Source organism: Providencia sp. TYF-12 (assembly GCF_041344805.1).
GTDB classification, from domain to species: Bacteria; Pseudomonadota; Gammaproteobacteria; order Enterobacterales; family Enterobacteriaceae; genus Providencia; species Providencia huashanensis.
Genome location: NZ_CP166833.1, coordinates 4,108,282 through 4,129,216 on the forward strand (window position 1 = coordinate 4,108,282; position 20,935 = coordinate 4,129,216).

General features: G+C 42.0%; 17 protein-coding genes. 13 read left to right on the top strand and 4 right to left on the bottom strand.

Annotated features, from left to right (window positions below):
* The first annotated feature begins 220 nt into the window (after positions 1 to 220).
* The 3 genes from ABE954_RS19260 to ABE954_RS19270 all read left to right on the top strand — a co-directional run bounded on the left by ABE954_RS19260 (position 221) and on the right by ABE954_RS19270 (position 3,739).
* Positions 221 to 1,333, top strand: coding sequence for a mandelate racemase/muconate lactonizing enzyme family protein (locus ABE954_RS19260; protein ID WP_281110725.1), 1,113 nt, complete (start codon positions 221 to 223; stop codon positions 1,331 to 1,333).
* Positions 1,334 to 1,521: 188 nt separating this feature from the next.
* Positions 1,522 to 2,832 carry an MFS transporter gene (locus ABE954_RS19265; protein WP_166684978.1) on the top strand — a complete coding sequence of 437 codons (1,311 nt, stop codon included), beginning with the start codon at positions 1,522 to 1,524 and terminating at the stop codon, positions 2,830 to 2,832.
* Between the two features lie 172 nt (positions 2,833 to 3,004).
* A complete protein-coding gene (locus ABE954_RS19270; RefSeq protein ID WP_042845502.1) occupies positions 3,005 to 3,739 on the top strand; it encodes a Crp/Fnr family transcriptional regulator in 735 nt (244 codons plus the stop codon).
* Here ABE954_RS19270 and exuR read toward each other — a convergent pair whose 3' ends face one another.
* On the bottom strand, positions 3,740 to 4,501 hold the full coding sequence (gene exuR / locus ABE954_RS19275) for a transcriptional regulator ExuR (RefSeq protein ID WP_042845504.1): 762 nt from the start codon (positions 4,499 to 4,501) through the stop codon (positions 3,740 to 3,742).
* A 249-nt stretch (positions 4,502 to 4,750) separates the two neighbouring features.
* Here exuR and ABE954_RS19280 point away from each other — a divergent pair, with 249 nt between their 5' ends.
* The gene (locus tag ABE954_RS19280) at positions 4,751 to 6,244 is read left to right on the top strand and encodes a UxaA family hydrolase (RefSeq protein WP_042845506.1); all 1,494 of its coding nucleotides are present in this window, start codon (positions 4,751 to 4,753) and stop codon (positions 6,242 to 6,244) included.
* Between the two features lie 336 nt (positions 6,245 to 6,580).
* Here the strand turns inward: ABE954_RS19280 and araD are convergent, their stop codons facing one another.
* Positions 6,581 to 7,279, bottom strand: a complete 699-nt coding sequence (gene araD / locus ABE954_RS19285) for an L-ribulose-5-phosphate 4-epimerase (protein ID WP_131680073.1) — start codon at positions 7,277 to 7,279, stop codon at positions 6,581 to 6,583.
* Positions 7,280 to 7,731: 452 nt separating this feature from the next.
* Here araD and ABE954_RS19290 point away from each other — a divergent pair, with 452 nt between their 5' ends.
* The 7 genes from ABE954_RS19290 (at position 7,732) to ABE954_RS19320 (ending at position 15,821) form a co-directional block, all read left to right on the top strand.
* Positions 7,732 to 8,544: a DeoR/GlpR family DNA-binding transcription regulator gene (locus ABE954_RS19290; RefSeq protein ID WP_042845509.1), complete on the top strand. Its 813-nt coding sequence runs from the start codon at positions 7,732 to 7,734 to the stop codon at positions 8,542 to 8,544.
* A 212-nt stretch (positions 8,545 to 8,756) separates the two neighbouring features.
* Positions 8,757 to 9,749 carry a substrate-binding domain-containing protein gene (locus tag ABE954_RS19295; protein ID WP_371025909.1) on the top strand — a complete coding sequence of 331 codons (993 nt, stop codon included), beginning with the start codon at positions 8,757 to 8,759 and terminating at the stop codon, positions 9,747 to 9,749.
* 157 nt (positions 9,750 to 9,906) lie between these two features.
* Positions 9,907 to 11,424, top strand: a complete 1,518-nt coding sequence (locus ABE954_RS19300; protein ID WP_131680072.1) for a sugar ABC transporter ATP-binding protein — start codon at positions 9,907 to 9,909, stop codon at positions 11,422 to 11,424.
* Complete coding sequence (locus ABE954_RS19305) at positions 11,417 to 12,406, top strand: ABC transporter permease (protein ID WP_042845513.1); 990 nt, start codon at positions 11,417 to 11,419, stop codon at positions 12,404 to 12,406. The genes ABE954_RS19300 and ABE954_RS19305 overlap by 8 nt, the downstream gene beginning before the upstream one ends.
* A 13-nt stretch (positions 12,407 to 12,419) precedes the next feature.
* Positions 12,420 to 13,454, top strand: a complete 1,035-nt coding sequence (locus ABE954_RS19310; protein ID WP_042845514.1) for an ABC transporter permease — start codon at positions 12,420 to 12,422, stop codon at positions 13,452 to 13,454.
* A 19-nt stretch (positions 13,455 to 13,473) separates the two neighbouring features.
* Positions 13,474 to 14,337: an L-ribulose-5-phosphate 3-epimerase gene (locus ABE954_RS19315; protein WP_042845516.1), complete on the top strand. Its 864-nt coding sequence runs from the start codon at positions 13,474 to 13,476 to the stop codon at positions 14,335 to 14,337.
* A gap of 11 nt (positions 14,338 to 14,348) precedes the next feature.
* Positions 14,349 to 15,821, top strand: coding sequence for an FGGY-family carbohydrate kinase (locus ABE954_RS19320; RefSeq protein WP_166686590.1), 1,473 nt, complete (start codon positions 14,349 to 14,351; stop codon positions 15,819 to 15,821).
* Between the two features lie 144 nt (positions 15,822 to 15,965).
* Here the strand turns inward: ABE954_RS19320 and dsdC are convergent, their stop codons facing one another.
* On the bottom strand, positions 15,966 to 16,919 hold the full coding sequence (dsdC, locus tag ABE954_RS19325) for a DNA-binding transcriptional regulator DsdC (protein ID WP_129466481.1): 954 nt from the start codon (positions 16,917 to 16,919) through the stop codon (positions 15,966 to 15,968).
* Positions 16,920 to 17,147: 228 nt separating this feature from the next.
* Here dsdC and dsdX point away from each other — a divergent pair, with 228 nt between their 5' ends.
* Both dsdX and ABE954_RS19335 read left to right on the top strand, forming a co-directional pair.
* The gene (dsdX, locus tag ABE954_RS19330; protein ID WP_042845526.1) at positions 17,148 to 18,485 is read left to right on the top strand and encodes a D-serine transporter DsdX; all 1,338 of its coding nucleotides are present in this window, start codon (positions 17,148 to 17,150) and stop codon (positions 18,483 to 18,485) included.
* 12 nt (positions 18,486 to 18,497) lie between these two features.
* Entirely contained in the window at positions 18,498 to 19,832 is a 1,335-nt protein-coding gene (locus tag ABE954_RS19335; RefSeq protein WP_042845528.1) for a D-serine ammonia-lyase, read from the top strand.
* A 53-nt stretch (positions 19,833 to 19,885) separates the two neighbouring features.
* Here the strand turns inward: ABE954_RS19335 and ABE954_RS19340 are convergent, their stop codons facing one another.
* Positions 19,886 to 20,935 (bottom strand): osmoprotectant NAGGN system M42 family peptidase, encoded by a 1,050-nt coding sequence (locus ABE954_RS19340; protein WP_048605980.1) that lies wholly within the window; start codon positions 20,933 to 20,935, stop codon positions 19,886 to 19,888.

The following is a 20,935-nucleotide window of genomic DNA, read 5'->3' on the forward strand; positions in this document are numbered from 1 at the left end:
TTAGCCCCAATACTCATTTTAATCAGTGTTTATTTCTTACAAAAGTTATTATACCAATTAGGTGGTTTAACCTTGATGTATCATACAAAATAAAGAGATCTAGCTCATGTTTATCAGTAAAAAACGTTTTCAAGGTACGATCTGTAAATCATTTGACAGTTAATTCCATTTCCCACTGTTAGATTGGCAATCAACCACCTTTCAACACCTGGGAATAACAATGAAAATAAAAGAAATTAGTACCTTTATCATGCACGTTCCGGTCACTAATGATCTAATTGGTGATTCGACGCATAGCATTACCCATTGGGGAATGCCGGGTGTCATGATCAAAACTGAATGTGGGTTAGTCGGTTATGGTCATACAGGAACACATGCGGATATCACTACAGATCGTTTAATTACCACCATCATTGAAGATGTTTTTGGCCCCATGCTGCTGGGTGAAGACCCAACTGAAGTACGTTATTTACATCGTAAGCTCACTCGTAGTTCGACCAATATTTGGGTAGGTCGTGGTGGCTTGATGCAAATGGCTATCTCTGCCATTGATATTGCCTTGTGGGATCTCAAAGCGAAAGCTGCCGATCAGCCACTATGGCAACTGTTTGGCGGTTCAAAACACAATAAAGTGAACGCTTATAATACTGACTGCGGTTGGCTGGTTCGTAGCCAAGACGATCTCGTTGATGATTGTAAAAAAATGATCTTCGAAGAAGGTTTTAAAGCGATCAAAATGAAAATTGGCAAGCCAGATCCACGTGAAGATTTACAAAGAATCGAAGCCGTTCGCCATGCAATTGGCGATGATATTGACCTAATGGTCGATGCTAACGGTAAATGGGATATCAGCATCGCCAAGCAATATGGCCACCGTTTAAATGATTTCAACATTAAATGGTTTGAAGAGCCACTGTGGCACGATGACGTGGTAAGTCACAAGCAGCTAGCAGCTTACATGGATACACCAATCGCGTTAGGTGAATTACTGTATCACAATGATTCATTTAAAGAATTTGTCCTTGCTGGCGCGGTTGATTACCTACAACCAGATGCAACCCGTTGCGGCGGTTTAACTGCGGTATGGGAAATTGCGGATTTAGGTATGGCATTTAACTTACCAGTAACACCGCACCATGGCGATATGATGCAAGCACAATTGCACTTAGTCATGGCACATCCAGCCTGTTCATTACTGGAATTTATTCCATGGACATTGGATTGCTTTGTTGACCCAGTTGAAGTCATTGATGGTGTTTATACCACCCCAACGGCTCCGGGAGCCGGTACGACGTTAAAACCGGAAGCATTGGCTAAATTTAACGTGAAATAATAATAATTCCCTTTTTCGCTATTTCATCACTAACACCACGAGAAAGGGAAATAAATAACAAGAATTATTCATTTTAAGTTACTTATTCATTAGCTCTATACTCTACCCTGCTGATAACTCAGCGGTGGGCTAAACACGTAATAAAAATGAATAGATAACATTATTACCTTACAAAACTGGGGTGAACCATGTCCACCAATACTGATCATTTATCATCGGCTACCAGCAAAGCAATACGAAAAATAATACCCATGGTGGTATTAATGTTCATATTAGCGTATTTAGACCGTTCAAATATCGGTTTTGCAAAGCAAGAATTTCAATTAACAACAGGGTTAAGTGACGCAGCCTATGCATTTGGTGCAGGGATCTTTTTTATTGGTTATGCACTATTTGAAGTACCAAGCAATATCTTACTGTACCGTATAGGTGCACGTGTATGGCTATCACGTATTATGGTCACATGGGGGTTAGTTTCAGCGGCAATGATGTTCGCTCACGATGAAACTACCTTTATTGTCTTGCGTTTCTTATTAGGCGTGAGTGAAGCGGGCTTCTTTCCAGGGGTTATTCTGTATTTAACTTTCTGGTTCCCACAAAATATTCGTGCCCGTGTCACTGGCTATTTTTTATTTGGTGCACCATTAGCCTTTATTATTGGAGGACCATTATCCGGTTCATTACTCGCACTAGAAGGCTCATCATTCGCATTCGGTTTATATGGTTGGCAGTTAATGTTTGTTGTCGAGGGGTTACTCGCCTCTCTCGTCGGGATTTGGGTATTTTTCTACCTTGATGACCGTCCAGAAAAAGCAAAATGGCTGACAGCAGAAGAAAAAAGTGCGCTTTCCGCTAAATTAGCCACAGAAGAAAATGCCAAAGCAGGGCATAGTCCAAAAGGCGCTTTAAGTGCGCTATTAGATATGCGAGTTCTCTATTTATGCTTAATTTGGTTCACTGTTCAAGTATGTGGTTACGGTATTTATTTCTTCCTGCCAACCCAAATCGGGACGCTATTAGGCAGTAAAGTTGGAATATTAGTCGGCTTCGTGACGGCAATTCCACCTCTGTGTGCGGCTATCGCAGTTTACTATGTCCCGCGCATTTCTGAACGCCTAAAAGAGCGTCGTAAAGTGGCTGCGATTACCTTTATGTTAGGGGCTGCGGGGATTGCTGTATCCGGCTTGTTCGATAGCATTCCAGTCATTGCCATTATTGCACTGTGTGTGGCAGCAGCAGGTCACTTAGCGATGCAACCTCTGTACTGGAGCTTCCCATCGGCTTACTTAGGTGGAACCGCTGCGGCATCCGGTATTGCCTTAATTAACTCCGTGGGCAACTTAGGCGGTTTTGTGGCACCAAACTTAAGAGTCTGGGCAGAAACGACGTTTGAATCTGCGCGAGCTGGGTTGTACTTTATCGCGCTCGTTGCCTTTATTGGCGGTATTTTAATACTGACATTAAAACGATTAGGTATTGAAAAACGATTCGAAGATTAAATCTTTGTTCCCGGGCCACCATCGGTGGCTCGTTTTTACTTAATTAATGGCAACATTAGCTTTCATTTATTACACAAAGAGGTTTAATCAAATATTGCGGTGGTTCAGGATTGAACATACCCCTACCAAATGTCATGATAAAGTCAGCTTATTTCATGCAGGGAGCATTCAGATGAACATTGCAGTACAAAATAGCCAGTTAGTTTTGCCCCATGCAAACATTCTTGAAATTTTACAAACCAATAGCTGGTTTAATAACTTACCTGACTATTTGATTAGTATATTAATGGAATGCGCAACGCTACGTTTTTATAACGATGGCGAAATGGTTCACTACCAAGGCGACCCAGCTAGAGGGCTATACGCCGTCATTCAAGGCTCCGTTAAAGTGAGTTCCATCTCTACTGATGGGCGTGAATGTGTATTCCGCTATCTTTCCCCCGGGAACTGGTTTGGCGAAATTGCCATGTTAGATAAATCCGCCCGTACTCACGATGCAAAAGCGATTAGCCCAACAATTTTGTTGACGATTTCACCAAAAGACTTAGCTACAATCTTAGAGAAATACCCTGTTTTTTATCAATCATTGAATATCTTACTGTGTAAGGTCATTCGCAACGCTTTTACCATTATCAATGACAGCGCTTTATTGTCAGTTTCTGCTCGGTTAGCTAAACGGCTGCTTAGCTTAGCCGAAGGGTACGGAGAACCCCATGAGAAAGGCATCCAACTTAGCCTATACCTAACACAAGATGACCTAGCAACGATCATTAATACCACTCGACAAACCATCAATAAGCGCTTGGTTGCTTGGGAAAAATTAGGTTGGATCGATGCAAAATACGGGAAAATTATCTTAGTGAATCTCCCCGCATTAAAGCAAATCTCTGAAGATGATGAGGAATAACTAATCGTTATGATCGACGGTTGGACTATCCGCAAAAAAGTAACGATCCATGGTAAATTCGAAGTCATCACTAGTGGCATTAAACAACATTTTTTTAGTGTTTTCCAAGTGTTGCCACATTGCTTGCCTTGCCCCCTTTGCATCACGGCGTGCAAGTGCCTGTAAAATTTGGTCATGTTCATCACACCAACTTTCAATCGACCTATTATCAATGTGCTCATGAAGTTTTAACCAGTATGGGTTACGCAAGCGCTGGCTCCACATCTGCTCAACAATAATTACCATGGCGCTGTTATGAGTCGATGCTGCAATTTGCATATGGAATGCTAAATCCCACGTTGAATCACGAAAGCGGTCTTCTTTCCGTGCATTTTTTTGTATATCAACCAGTTTTAAAATATCTTCTTTAGTTGCTTGAGTCGCGGCAAACTCTGCAATATGGCTTTCAATCAATTGCCTTGCTTGTAGTAATTCAAATGGGCCACAACGACTAAACTCGAGCCCGCTGTCCGTATTAACCGAGTTGTTAGACCGGTTACTAATAACATGTATACCTGAGCCTTTGCGAACATCCACATAACCTTCGACTTCTAACATAATAATGGCTTCACGGATCACCGTACGGCTGACATTCATTTCGTCTGCAAGTAAGCGTTCTGCGGGGAGTTTTGTCCCTATTGGGTACGCATCATTTTCAATTCTATCTTTAACCAAAGCGGCAACTTGCTGATATAAGCGTGGTTCACTCTCTTGTGAGCTCATCATTTTCTCCTTTCGCAATACAACCCTGTGTAACCAGCATCTAAACGCTCTAAGTATAACGAAATTTACCATGTCTGGGTGAAATAGAAAATGTTAAGAAAAGAAATTACAGTTAAATTGGTATAACACCTTTAAAAGATATAAACCAAATAGTATAATGCCTGAAATTTAGTCAATAAAATGATTGATCACACCTTGATATGATTGGTTGATCCCATTACATCCGATTTCCAGCCCAGGGAACTAAACATGATAAAAGATATAATTAAAATACATGCCAATGACAATGTCGCTGTTACGCTAACTGATAGGCAAGTAGGAGAAACTATCACTATTGATAACCACTCCGTCACCCTAAAACAGGATGTCGCCCGCGGTCATAAAATCGCATTAGTGCCGATTGAAAAAGATCACAATATCTTAAAATACGGTTCCCCAATTGGTCATGCAACCACTGCAATTAGTGCTGGTGAGCATGTGCATACTCATAATATTGCAACAAATTTAAGTGCATTAAATGACTATGAATATGACCCAGAATGTAACCTAATTGCGGCAACTCTCCCTGACCCTGAAGTACAAATTTATCGCCGCAATAACGGTGACATTGCCGTCCGTAATGAAATTTGGGTGATCCCAACGGTTGGATGCGTCAATGCCCTTGCAAGAAAAATGATCGAACGCTTCAATAAACAGCACAATGAAGCGACTGATATTGACGGGGTCTATCTTTACAACCATACCTTAGGCTGCTCTCAATTAGGCGATGACCACTTAACCACCCGTACTATTTTGCAAGATATGGTAAAACACCCTAATGCAGGGGGCGTTCTGGTGATTGGGTTGGGATGTGAAAATAACCAAGTGGCTGAGTTTAAAGCAACATTAGGTGATTTCGATACTGATCGCGTTAAATTTATGGTATGTCAACAATTGGAAGATGAAATTGAAGCGGGCGTTGAACACCTTAATGAACTTTATCAATTAGTTAGACAAGATAAACGTGTGTCAGGCAAGCTTAGTGAAGTGAAATTTGGCCTTGAGTGTGGTGGATCTGATGGGTTATCAGGGATCACCGCCAACCCACTATTAGGCTGTTTTTCTGATTTCCTTGTCAGCCATAATGGAACGACTGTTTTAACCGAAGTGCCAGAAATGTTTGGTGCTGAGCAGATTTTAATGAACCATTGTCATGACCAACAAACCTTCGAAAAAACAGTAAATATGATCAATGACTTCAAACAATATTTTATTGCTCATGATCAACCTATCTATGAGAACCCCTCTCCGGGTAATAAAGCAGGCGGTATCTCTACGCTAGAAGAAAAATCCCTTGGTTGTACTCAAAAAGCGGGAACCAGCCAAGTAATGGATGTATTAAAATACGGCGAACGCCTAACAAAACCGGGCTTTAACCTATTAAGTGCTCCAGGTAACGATGCGATTGCAACCAGTGCATTAGGCGCCGCAGGCTGCCATATAGTGCTATTTACTACGGGTCGTGGAACTCCTTATGGTGGGTTTGTACCAACATTAAAAATTGCCACTAATAATGAACTGGCCGCCAAAAAACCCCATTGGATTGATTTTAATGCAGGTGCCTTATTAACCGGTAAATCCATGGATCAGTTATTGGCTGACTTTATTCAACATGTGGTTAAGGTCGTAAATGGAGAACAAACCAAAAATGAAGTGAATGACTTCCGCGAATTAGCCATTTTTAAAATGGGCGTCACACTTTAGAATAAACTGCCCCCTATTGTTTTCGCTATTAGGAAACAATAGGGGCGCTTCTAACCTATTCTATTGTCTTAATTTCATTTCCCTATAGATAATAATTAATTACCGCCTATTTTCTATTTTAGGATATGGGTATATAAACATTATATTTAAACTTTAATGAACAGTTTTATGATGGTATCTCTTTAAGGGGTATTATTTTAATAACAGTAATAATCACACTGCATTTCTTTGTGGTTATTTGTATAATAACCCCTTCCTTGACTATAATAAAAATCAAGAAATAGTATTTGTTATTTTTAATCAATTTATTATGTCAATTACACTACATTTAATTCTTTACTTTTGCCCATAATAGGCATTTTTACCATGCTTACGTAAATAATGTTTATCTAACAGTTCTTGCTGCATTGCCCCTACAGCAGGCTGTAATTGACGAGTAAATAAATTCATATAAGCGATTTCTTCTAAGACAACCGCATTATGCACCGCATTATCAGGGTTTGTCCCCCATGCAAATGGGCCGTGACTGTTAACTAATACTGCGGGAACATCTTTGGCTGTGATACCTTTTTCTTTAAATGTTTCAATGATGACATTACCCGTTTCCCTTTCGTAATCCCCAGCAATTTCATTTTCTGTCATTAAACGCGTGCACGGAATTTCACCATAGAAATAATCTGCATGTGTAGTGCCTAATGCACTTAATGGCTGCCCCGCTTGTGCCCAAATAGTGGCATGACGCGAATGAGTATGCACGATACCGCCAATTTCAGGGAATGCCTTGTAAAGTGCCAGATGGGTATCTGTATCAGAAGACGGTCGAAAATTACCTTCAACAACTTTTCCCGTTCCCAGTGAGACAACCACCATATCTTCTGCTTTCATGGTTTCATAATCCACACCGGATGGCTTAATTACCATTAACCCTGCTTGGCGATCAATGCCACTGACATTTCCCCAAGTAAAGGTCACTAGGTTATGTTTTGGTAATGCGAGGTTTGCTTCAAAGACTTGTTGCTTCAATTGTTCTAACATAATAATCCCCTAGCTATAAAATTTGCTTTAATATCAACAACAAAAATTTATTCTCTGGGTATATTTTGTGTGTTGATAACCTGTCTCTACCTATTAAGGTAAACAGATTTTGCTGATTTAAAAAGCGGTCACATTTACAAACTCGCAACAAATCACAGTCAATCGGTCATAATCGGTCACCATCGGTCACATTAAGTCAATATTTAGGTGTGGAAATATGACCGAGTTAGCCCATTTTTTTTGTTTCTTATGAGTAACACAGAAAGATACTGCAAATAATGCGACTTAAATCACAACTAAATGTAACGATTACATATTGCTTTCAAATATAGCTATACAAGATCACTTTAAACGGCTTTGTTTTTTTCAAGAATGGAATACTTGAATCTAATCACGACAAAAAAAAAGCAACACAGGCAGAATAAATATCGTGGAAAAAATAGGAGTTAAACATGTTACAAGCCGAACGCCATAAATTAATTTGTTCTCATGTTTCACAAAATGGTTCGGCGTTAGTGCGTGAATTAGCTCAGTTATGTCTTGTTTCCCAAGAAACAATCCGGCGTGATTTAACAGTACTAGAGCGAGAAAACCGAATTATTCGTAGCTTCGGCGGTGCCGTTGCCATTGACCAAGAAGAAATGCCAATGGTCAATGTAATACCTTCTTCGGTCAAACTCAGTCAAATGGTCGATGGTGCAGAATCCTTTCGCAAAAGAACCGAAGAACACCCTGATGCGAAAATGAAAATTTCTAAGGCTGCACTGAAGTTTATCCAACCCGGCGACTGTATTATGCTAGATAACAGCAGTACTTGCTGGTTTTTAGCACGGCAAATACCTGATATCGATATTACTGTTGTCACTAATTCGGTCAAAATTATCCAAGCACTGGCTTGCCGTGATCGTGTACGAGTGATTGGGATTGGTGGTGAATACTCAGAACGTCATGATGATTTTCATGGCCCTATTGCAGAAAGTATTATTCGTAGCTTTCAGATAAAAACCTTATTTTTATCATGCCAAGGTTTTAATATTGAAAATGGTATTCGTGATGGTAGCGAAATAAATTCAAAGCTGAAAAATATTATGTTGCAAGTTTCAGAGAATAAAGTTTTGCTCGCCGACAACAGTAAACTCGGAAAATATGCTTTTAGCCAAGTTTGTACCTTTGAGGATATTAACGTACTCATTACTAACAAGCTTAATGATACTAATTTTCAAAAACAATTCCCGAATTTAAATATTATCGAGTGTGATAAGTAATTTATTAAAATATAAAAAGTCCGTAACCGTGATGTAAGTAAAATAATAATCATTCATTTATTTTCTGTATTAAAAAGTGCAGGGATATTATGTACCCATAATTCCTTAGCGCTTAATTATAGGCATACCTAAATGAGATAATAACATTGACCCTATGTTGATGAGAGATCTCGATTTAGTATCCATCTACACTAAGGAATACAACTATGAACATGAAAAAATTAGTTTTACCTTGTTTAATGAGCGTTGCACTGTTTTCCAATGTCGCAATGGCCGAATCACAAAAAGCACAAAAGCCATTCACGATGGGCGTAGTCGTTAAAGTCGGTGGTATTCCTTGGTTTAACGTTATGGAACAAGGGATCACCGAAGAAGGTAAAAAACTGGGCGTTAACGCATTCCAAGTTGGCCCTACAACGGCTGATCCAGCAGAACAAGTTCGTGCCATCGAAGATTTAATCGCCAAAAAAGTGGATGTCATTGGTGTCGTTCCTAACGATGCAAAAGTACTTGAGCCTGTATTAAAACGCGCTCAAGAAGCTGGTATTAAAGTCATTACTCACGAATCTCCAAATCAAACCAACGCAGACTGGGACTTTGAATTACTTGATACCCAAAGCATGGGAGCTAACCATATGAAAGATATGGCAGCTTGTATGGGTGAAGAAGGTAAATACGCCATGTTCGTCGGCAGTTTAACGGTCCCTCTTGTTAATGAGTGGGCGGATGCTGCCATTGCTTATCAAAAAGCCAATTACCCAAAAATGCAAATGGTAGATGACCGTTTTGGTGTTGCAGAATCCGTTGATGATTCAATGCGTACCGCTAATGACCTGTTATCTAAGCACAAAGACTTAAAAGGCATTATGTCATTTGGCTCGCAAGGCCCTATCGGTGCAGGTCGTGCTATTGATAAGCGCCGCAAAAATGATACCACCTGTGTATTCGGCACCTTTACCCCAGGCCAAGGCATTAAGTTACTAGAAAAAGGCGCTATTGATGGTGGCTACATTTCTAATCCTAAAGTTGCAGGACAAGTCTTCGTTCAAGTTGCGACTGCAATGATGAACGGTGAAGAAATTAAAGATGGCGTTTCAATCGGTAATATGGGTGAAATTAAAGTCAGTGGCAATACCATTTTAAGTGATAACCCTGTCAATCTGAATATCGAAAACACCAAAAAATTGGTTGAAGTCGGCCTGTAATTCTTCACTAGCAAAATAACATTTAAAACAAAAATACAATATTAATTAGCATTTTGAATTTACTGTTTTGTATAGCGCGAGTTGTAGCCAACAACGCAACAGCTTGCGCTATGACAAACAAGCCAACACCAATTTATTTGCAGTAGGAATTATACCTATGACAACCACCTCAAAAGCTGACAAATCCGACCCACTCATCACCTTACGAGACCTTTCCAAAAGCTTTGGGGGTCATCGTGCATTACGCAATATTGATTTGACGCTAAACAAAGGTGAGGTGCACTGTTTAGCAGGCACCAATGGGTGTGGAAAAAGTACCCTGATCAAAACTATCAGCGGTGTGTACGCTCCTGATAATGGCAGTAAAATCGAGATTGATGGCAAAAGTTACCACCGGTTAACACCCGATAAAGCTCGTGAATTAGGCGTACAGGTTATCTATCAAGACTTATCGCTATTCCCTAACTTAACGGTGGCTGAAAATATCGCTTTTGAGCTGAACCTCAAAGGGTATTTTGGTTGGTTCCAAAAAAAGAAATTGCGCGAAAAAGCGTTAGAAATACTCAATGAACTCGCTTTTTCCATTAACCCAGATACGCCAGTTCAATTTTTACCCATTGCTCAGCGCCAACAAGTCGCTATCTGCCGTGCCTTAGTCGCGGATGCTCGCCTAGTAATTATGGATGAGCCAACGGCGTCCCTCACTCGAACCGAAGTAAATCAATTACTATCGACAGTGAACTACTTAAAAAACAAAGGGATCACCGTCGTTTTTGTCAGTCATCGACTTGAAGAAGTCAAGGAAATATCTGACCGCATTACGGTGATCCGTGATGGGCAAAAAATTGGCACATGGCCTGCTGAAGGCTTAACCACCCGCAAAATTACCGAACTCATGACCGGTTTAGACATCGTTCATGAACGCAAACCCCCAAACAATGCGGAAGATAGACGTACTGTTCTAGAAATTAAAAACTTCAGCCGCTCAGGCCAATATCAAGATATTTCGTTGAGTTTAAAACGCGGTGAGGTATTAGGTTTATGTGGTTTGCTCGGTTCCGGCCGTACTGAGCTAGCGCTCTCTTTATTTGGTATTACTCACCCCGATAATGGTGAGTTACGTATTGAAGGTAAACCCGTTAAGCTGAAGAACAATACCGAAGCGATTAAACACGGTATTGGCTATGTATCCGAAGACCGCCTAACGTTAGGTGCGATATTACAGCAATCTATCGCCGATAATATGGTCATTTCCATTCTTGATCGTTTAAAAACCCCATTGCATTTGATTGATGAAAAACAATGTCAAGACATTGTCCAAGAGTGGATTGCTGACTTAGATATTAAAGTAACTGACCCCAATAACCCCCTTTCCACGCTATCTGGCGGTAACCAACAAAAAGTGGTTCTTGCTAAATGGATTTTAACTCGCCCAAAAGTATTGATTTTAGACTCCCCAACTGTGGGTGTCGATATTGGTGCAAAAGACAGTATTTATAAATTAATTCACCGTTTATCTGGTGTGGGTATTTCAATTCTTCTAATTACCGATGAAGCCTCCGAAGCTTATTATAACTGCGACAGAATTTTACATATGAAACAAGGAACTATCGTCAAAGAAATCATGACAGATTCCATCAATGAGCAACAGTTGGAGGAAATCATCAATGGCTAATTGGCAAAAACTTCGACCACAATCAGTTGAAGGTTGGTTAATTTGGGTCATTATCATTATGGTGGTTTTCTTTACTGCTATGAGCCCACAATTTCTGACTATTCAAAACTTACTCGACCTAAGTGAAAGCTATGCAGTCACAGGTGTCTTTGCTTTAGGGTTATTTGTCGTCTTAGTCACTGGTGGGATAGATATTTCTTTTGCGGCCGTAGCTTCGGTCGTTCAATACGTCATAGCAACATGGTTATTACAAGGAATTATTGCTAGCCCAGCCCTGAGTATCACATTGGCAATAATCATTGGTATCGCTTTTGGTTTAATCAATGCAATATTAATTTACTCCCTCAATGTGGTTTCCATCATTATCACCATCAGTATGCAATCATTGTTATTTGGCATGCTGATGTGGTTAACAAATGGTCATAGTATTTATGATTTACCCGATTGGTGGGTAGACCCTGTGACTATCTTGCCGTTCGAAGTCGATGGGGAATACTACCAAGTTGGCCTGCCTCTTTTAGTGATGCTTGGTATTGCCTTCCTGACTTGGATTTTAATGAATAAAACCCATATTGGCCGCCAGTTATATGCGGTTGGGGGCAGCCAAGAGTCTGCGACTCGTATTGGTATTCGAGTTTCCGTCATTTATTTGTTCGCTTATGGCTATCTAGGTGCAATGGCAGCCATTGGTGGCATGCTGCAAACTTACCGAATGAGTGAAGTGGTACCCAGTGCCCTCGTAGGAGGAGAACTCGATGTACTTGCAGCGGCGGTGTTAGGAGGGGCAAGTTTGTCGGGGGGACGCGGTACGGTGATCGGTACGCTCATGGGGGTTTTCCTGATCGGTATCTTAAAGAATGGCCTCAACTTAATTGGCGTCTCTAACTATTTCGTCAATATCGTCATCGGCATGGTTATCCTCATTGCGATTTGTATTACTCACTACAAAAAACGCAAAGAGACGGACGTAGGTTTTGTTTAACAGGAATATCACCATGAAAAAACACGCTTTTTTTAAAATTGATGGCTCTGTTATCGGACTGCTTTCAATCTTCTTATTGGCGATTGCTGCATTCAGCATCGCTATGCCGGGGCATTTTTTTACGCAAAATACTTTTTTAAGTATTACCTTCCAATTACCTGAGCTAGGTTTACTCACTTTTGCCATGTTTGTCCCGATGTTAAGCGGTGGTTTAAACCTTGCGATTATCAGCACCGCTAACTTAACGGGCTTATTTATGGCGTGGGTCTTTATTAATTACCTACCCGTGGAGGCAGGAACTGGTACGCAATTAATGTGGTTATTATTGGCATTAGTCGGTGCAACGGTCATCGCGGTAATTATTGGCACACTCACAGGGCTAATGATTTCCCATATCGGTGCCCACCCAATTCTAGTCACACTTGGTACGATGACCATTATCAGTGGTATTGGGGTTTACCTTACTAAAGGTGCCGCACTCAGCGGTATGCCACCGATTGTACGTGCTATTGGTGCTGACACTGTATTTGGTGTCCCTATTGCTATGATTATCTTTATTGTCACCGCTATCTTGTTAGCCCTATTTTTAGGTTGTACACGCTTAGGGAAAAATATTTACATGAGTGGCAGTAATATCAATGCCACATGGTTCAGCGGTATTCGTACAGACCGCGTAATGATCGCCATCTATACCATTTCTAGCCTTCTGTGCGTACTTGCAGGCCTCATTATGATGGCACGCTTTAACTCTGCACGTATGGGCTATGGTGACTCTTATTTATTACTCACCATCCTTGCCATTGTATTAGGTGGGACTAACCCATTTGGCGGAGTTGGGAAAGTTAGCCGTGTATTCTGCGCTTTATTAGTTTTACAAGTCATCGCAACGGGTTTAAGCCTACTGGGAGTCAGCCTGCACTTTAACCTTGCGGTTTGGGGGATCACCCTAATTTTGGCACTGGCGTTCAAATTCTTCAAAGAAAGATGGAGTGCTAAACGAGCCATGACCCGCAACCAGCGCCTTAATAAAACATCACCACAAAGTTAAATTTTTCAGGGAGAACACCATGCGCAAGCATCCAATTGGAATTTATGAAAAAGCATTACCTAAAGATAGCAGTTGGTTAGAGAAATTAGCGTTAGCTAAAGCCGCTGGATTTGATTTTGTTGAAATGTCAGTGGATGAAACCGACGAACGCCTTGCACGCTTGGACTGGAACCAAGCTGAGCGCCTAGACATTGTCAAAGCCATCCAGCAAACTGGCGTGCGTATTCCAACAATGTGTTTATCTGGTCACCGCCGTTTCCCTTTCGGTAGCCACGATGAAGCAACTCGCATGATGGCTTATTCCTTGATGGAAAAAGCCATCAAATTAGCGCAAGACCTTGGGATCCGGACTATCCAACTTGCAGGTTACGATGTCTATTATGAAGAGCAAGATGCACAGACCATTGCCCATTTTGAAAAAGGGATGCAATGGGTCAGTGAAGTTGCCGCAGCGGCTCAGGTAATGTGTGCCGTAGAGATCATGGATACGCCATTTATGAATTCCATCACTAAGTGGCAAGCCCTATCTGACAAAATTCGCTCTCCATGGTTTTCTGTTTACCCTGACGTGGGTAACTTGACCGCATGGGGGAATAATGTCGAACAGGAATTCACACAAGGTATTGAGCACGTCACGGCTATTCACTTAAAAGATACCTACGCGGTAACAGAAACCTGCCAAGGCCAATTCCGTGATGTCCCTTTTGGGGAAGGCTGTGTCGATTTTGTGAATTTATTCAAACTATTAAAGCGTTTAAATTATCGCGGTACCTTTTTGATTGAAATGTGGACAGAAAAAGCAGAAGAACCATTGATTGAAATCATTAAGGCTCGCCATTGGATAGAAGATAAAATGCAACAAGCTGGTTGGTACAACGCTTAAAGGAGCCCACAATGAATGCATTTTTTATGGGTGTCGACCTTGGTGGTACTGTTATTAAAGCGGGAGTCTACACACCTGAAGGCCAAGAAATTGTTGTTGCAGAGCACCCTTTCCCCACTGAGAGCCCTGAAGCAGGGTTTAGTGAACGAAATATGGATGTGCTATGGGAAGCAGCCTGTAGCGTGATCCGCGAAGCGATTAAAAATAGCCGCTTGAATGCTTCACAAATTTCGGGCGTTAGCTTTTCTTCGCACGGTAAGGGCCTCTATTTACTCGATAAACACGGCAAACCCGTTAGAAATGGGATTGTATCTTCGGATTCCCGCGCTCAGGCCATTGTTGATGAATGGCATAAAAATGGCACGGCAGACAAAGCCTATCCGCTGAGTTTACAGCAGCTCTGGGCTTCTCACCCCGTCGCATTACTACGCTGGTTAAAAGAAAACGAACCCGATAACTACCGGAGTACAGGTCATGTTTTAATGGTACATGACTATATTCGCTATCGCCTTACTGACCAAATTGCCTGTGAAGAAACTAATATTTCAGGTAGCCAATTATTTAACCAAACTAAATCAAGTTACGACCCTAGCTTATGCAAACTATTTGGTATTGACGAGGTCAATGACAAATTAGCACCAGTGATCAATTCAGCCCAACTTGCGGGGACTGTAACGCATAAAGCAGCAGCAGAATGTGGCCTGACAGAAGGGACGCCTGTCTTTGGTGGTTTCTTCGATGTTGTCGGTGCAGCCTTGGCTTCGGGCGTCAATCAAAAAGATAAACTGAGTGCAGTTGCTGGGACATGGACAATCTCCACCCGTGTTTTTGATGAAATTATCCCATCAGATTACCCGTATGTTTGGAGCAAATACTGTATTCCAGGTACTTATTTTGTCCATGAAGGAAGCCCAACGTCAGCCAGTAACCTCGCGTGGTTTACGCGCCATTTCTTCAATCAACGCTTACAGGACTATGAGGTACTTAACCATTGCGTAGCCGAAGGGGCAACAAGGCAAAATGATATCCTATTTTTCCCTTGGCTATATGGCTCTAATTACCATAGTAACCTGCATGGCGGCCTATTAGGTTTAAGTTCTCACCATACAGATGCAGATATTGTTTACGCGATTTACCAAGGTATTGTGTTCTCTCACTTGCTGCATCAAGACCGCATTGTTGGGCTCGATAATACCACTGAGTCCATTCGCTTTACGGGTGGCCCAACCCACTCCCCATTGTGGATGCAAATGTTCTGTGATGCGAGTAATTTACCGTTAGATGTCGTCAACATACAACAGTCTGGCTGCCAAGCGGCGGCGCTGTGTGCTGCCGTTGGAACAAGTTATTATTCCGGCTTCGATGTCGCCATTTCAGCCAGTACAGCGAAAATGACAACTTACCAACCCAATGCCGTTGGGCATCAGCAATTACGCGATAAATTTGCTCGTTTTAAATCCGTGGCGGATGCACTGAGCCGCTAATTAAGGTTTTATATCGATAAAAAGGCAGTGCTGACATTAGGCCCTGCCTTTTTTGTTTAGTTAATCCGCAATAATTTTTGTATTAACGGTTACAGGGGAAAGTACTGTGCCCTGCGGTAAGCTATTGTATTTTACTTGCGATATTCAGCTAACCTGCTGTTTTAACCACTGAATAAAAATATCCGCTTTTGGGTGCCGCTTATCATTAAGCATCGCAAAGTAATACCGCTGTTGGCAGGTTAATGGCGTATCGCCAAAAGGCATCACGAGCTCACGGCTTTTAATCCGCTTTTCCACCAACTGCTTGCGCCCCATTGCTACACCTGCGTGGTTCATTGCGGCTACAATAGCTAAGTCTGAACGGTCAAAACACAGGTTTCGGCGGTGGGGAAACAAGGGTAGCTGATAGTATTCGCTCCATGCTTTCCACTCATCATAGTCGGAATTGCTGCTCCATGCTTGCCGGTCATGCAGTAACGTACAGTTTTTTAGTTGATGAATATTATTCAGCAAATCATATTGCTGGGCATATTTCGGACTACACACTGGAACCATCGACTCTGACATCAGGTCTTCACAATAGAGATTAGACCTTGTCATATCATCATAATAAATTGCCACATCAATACCATAGCCGCGAAAATTAACATCATCGTTCCCTGTTAATAAATTTAATTGAATCGATGGGTATTGATTAGCAAAATCTGCAATTTTCGGGATCAACCAGCACTGGGCAATCGATGGGCGTGAGTAAACTGTTAATTCCCCAGAAATTTCTTGGTTTTTGATATCAATAATTTCTTGGTTAATATCATCCAGATTTTTACGTAACGCCCAATAAATACGCTCACCATCGGAAGTTAACTCAATACGCCGATGAAAACGCTCAAATAATTTAAAACCCAGTTCTCCCTCTAAGGTATTAATACGATGACTTACCGCACTGGGTGTGAGGGCAAGCTCCTGCGCCGCTAGGGCAAAAGAGCTATGTCGCGCCGCAGCTTCAAAGGTATGTAGGCGGGATAATTGATAGCTCGATAACCGCTTATTCCATTGAATAAAACCGGATTGTTCAAATTGATTCAAATTCGATGACACCAACCTCTTCCCCCCTTATTTGAGAAATGACCCAGCTCGTCGCTATCAACAATATAGCGCCTTTAAGGTGAATTTATATGATGCAAATCCTAATATTGGTATTTTATATGACCCATATCACGCACTTGAGTTAATTGAATTCATCTAAAGCTTAGGTTTCATCGTTTGTCACCCTTGCATATTTATTATCCAATAGAAGTACAACAACAAAATGATTAGGGGTAGGATATGGACTCTACAATGTGGATGCTCGGTACTCTGGTTATTAGTATCTTGCTGATCATAGTCTCAATTATTAAATTTAAGTTTCACCCTTTTTTAGCCCTGTTACTCGCCAGCTTTTTTGTCGGTATTGCAATGAAAATGAACCCGTTAGAGATGGTGAATGCTATCGAAAATGGGATTGGCGGTACACTCGGTTTTTTAGCCGCTATTATTGGACTAGGCACCATACTAGGGAAAATGATGGAGATTTCAGGTGCAGCAGAGCGCATCGGGATCACCCTACAGAAAAGCCGTTGGTTAACTCCAGACGTCACCATGGTACTAATTGGTTTAATCTGTGGTATCACTCTATTTGTTGAGGTGGGGGTTGTTTTGTTGATCCCACTGGCATTTTCCATCGCCAAAAAAACCAATACCTCTTTATTAAAACTGGCTATCCCGCTATGTACTGCGCTGATGGCCGTACACTGTATCGTTCCGCCACACCCTGCTGCACTATTTGTCACTAATGAACTTGGGGCAGATATTGGCACTGTGATTGTTGCGGGCTTAGCCGTTGGTTTAGTCGCCTCACTGGTCGGCGGGCCATTATTCCTAAAGTTCTTAGGTGAGCGCTTACCTTTTAAAACGGTACCAGAAGCCTTTTCTGACTTAGAAGTCCGTGAAGAAAAAGATTTACCCTCGCTAGGTGCCACTTTATTTACCGTTTTACTGCCAATTATTCTCATGTTGATCAAAACCGCAGCAGATTTGAACATGAGCAAAGACAATCAATTATTTACCCTTTTACAGTTTATTGGTAACCCAATCACTGCCATGTTTATTGCCGCATTTGTCGCTTATTACGTACTGGGCATTCGCCGTAATATGGGCATGAGCGTGCTACTCAGTAAAACGGAAGAAAGCTTTAGTTCCATCGCCAATATTTTATTAATCATTGGTGCGGGAGGGGCGTTTAATGGCATCTTAAAAGGAAGTGGGTTAAGCGATTCCCTTGCGCTGGTTCTTTCAGGCATTGATATGCACCCAATCCTATTGGCTTGGTTAGTGGCTATCATTCTACATGCTGCGGTAGGCTCTGCGACCGTTGCCATGATGGGCGCCACTGCAATTGTTGCCCCATTAATGCCAATGTACCCGCATATCAGCCCTGAGATCATGACATTAGCCATCGGCTCAGGCGCAATTGGCTGTACCATCGTGACGGACTCCTTGTTCTGGCTGGTCAAACAATATTGTAATGCCACCTTAGCTGAAACATTTCGTTTTTACAGTGTCGCCACACTTATCGCATCCCTCGTTGCGCTGGCAGGCACCTTTGCACTTTCATTTGTGATTTAAAAGAGAGTAATTATGACTCAGATAAATATTGATAAGTTAATTGCTGACACCCCTTTAGTTCAGGACTTAATCGATTTAAAGCAAGTTACTTGGTTTAACCCAAACTCAACCACCACACAAGCGGGTTTACCCTATGTGGGGTTGACCCTCGAGGATGTGCAAGACGCCGAGGCACGTTTAACACGTTTCGCCCCATATTTAATGAAAGCGTTTCCTGAAACGCAAACCACACAAGGGATCATAGAATCCGATGTGGTTGCTATTCCCAATATGCAAAGTGCTCTTGAAACACGTTATGAAACGCCAATTACTGGGGAAATGTTACTTAAAAAAGATAGCCACCTACCTATTTCGGGCTCAATAAAAGCGCGAGGCGGTATCTATGAAGTTTTGACCCATGCGGAAAAGCTCGCTTTAGAAGCCGGTTTATTATCAATTGATGATAATTATGAAATTCTATCCTCAGATAAGTTTCGACAATTCTTTAGCCAATATAGTATCGCCGTTGGTTCAACCGGCAATTTAGGCATGTCTATTGGCATTATGAGTGCAAAATTAGGCTTTAGTGTCAGTGTACATATGTCGGCGGATGCACGTCAGTGGAAAAAAGATAAGTTACGTTCTCACGGCGTAAATGTTGTTGAATATCAACAGGATTATAGCATTGCGGTCGAACAAGGCCGCAAAGAAGCTGAAAAAGACCCGCGCTGCTTCTTTATTGATGACGAAAACTCAACCACACTATTTTTAGGCTATGCGGTTGCAGGTTTACGTTTGAAAAAACAATTTGTAGAGCAAGGCATTATTGTTGATAACCAACACCCGCTGTTTGTTTATCTGCCTTGTGGTGTCGGCGGAGGCCCGGGTGGCGTTGCCTTTGGCTTGAAGTTAGCCTTTGGTGATGCGGTACATTGCTTATTTGCCGAACCCACACATTCACCTTGCATGTTGCTTGGCGTGCATACAGGGCTCCATGATGCCATTTCAGTACAAGAAATCGGCATTGATAACATCACGGCCGCTGATGGCCTTGCAGTGGGACGCGCGTCAGGGTTTGTGGGGCGTGCAATGGAACGTTTAATTGATGGTTATTACACGATTGATGATACCGAGATGTACAACCTATTAAGCTTACTTAATCAAACGGAGTCGATTAAGCTCGAGCCTTCCGCACTAGCAGGTATGACCGGCAGTGTTCATGTCACCCAAAACACAGACTATTTACAGTCTAAGTCACTGACACCAGAAGTCATGGCCAATGCCACCCACCTTGTCTGGGCGACCGGTGGCGGTATGGTACCGCAAGATGAGATGGATAAATATTTATCGCAAGCCAAACTAAGCTAGTGATACATAGGATTAAAGCCATCTTCTTTTTTTATCAGAAGATGGCTTTAAAATTACTGCCCCGGTAATGGCACTAAATCACTTTCAATATAACGTCGTACCAATGTTGCTAACGCAACCAGTGAATCAATATGCGTTCTTTCCCAACCATGGGAGCTATCTAAGGCAAAACATGCTAATGCAGCCCGAATATCCCACCCAGCATCAATAGCTGCCGCACTATCAGAACGGTAATGTTTAAATGTATCGCGCACATGAGGGATGTTATATTGCTGGCATAATTGCAGTAAGTGGCGCGTAATCGCTAAATCAAATGGCCCCGTTCTATCACGAAATGCCAATGTTAATGCGTCATCACGTGTTGTTTGATCAGGCGCTGAAACAGAATTATCAATCGCTAATAATTCCTGAACTTGCTCACCAAAGCCATGAGTCCCTCCAATCCCGACCTCTTCAGAAATCGTGAACATCAATTGGCAAGAAACAGCTGGTAGCACACCATCGTCCACTAGCGATTTTAATGCCGCTAACATCACCGCACAGCCTGCTTTATCATCTAAATGACGAGAAACAATAAACCCATTGTCAATAAATTCAGGTTGGGCATCAACTGCCACCATATCCCCCACATTCAGACCATGAGATTGTAGATCTTCCGCACTATAACATGGGGCATCAAGGCGAATTTCTAAGTTATCCCAATCAGCCACTTGAGTATCCACTTCGGTATTAAAGCGGTGACCCGATGCTTTTAACGGTAGAATGGTGCCGCGATACTGGTGATTATCACCATACACGGTGACTCGAGCGCCTTCAGCAAAGCGCGCAGCCCAAGTGCCCGTATTACGTAACGCTAACCGCCCGTTAGGTTTGAGCTGAGTAACCATTGCCCCTAAGGTATCCAAATGGGCTGCAAGTGCCCGTTTGGGTTCATCATTACCGAATGTAATATATAACACTCCACGGCGCGTATACTGCGGTGTAAAACCCAACTCAGTCAACCATTGGTGCGTTTGTGCGACCGCTTTCTCAGTCATACCCACCGGGCTAGGTGTACATAAAAGTGTCTTTAATACTGAGGTTAGATATGCTTTATCTATCAT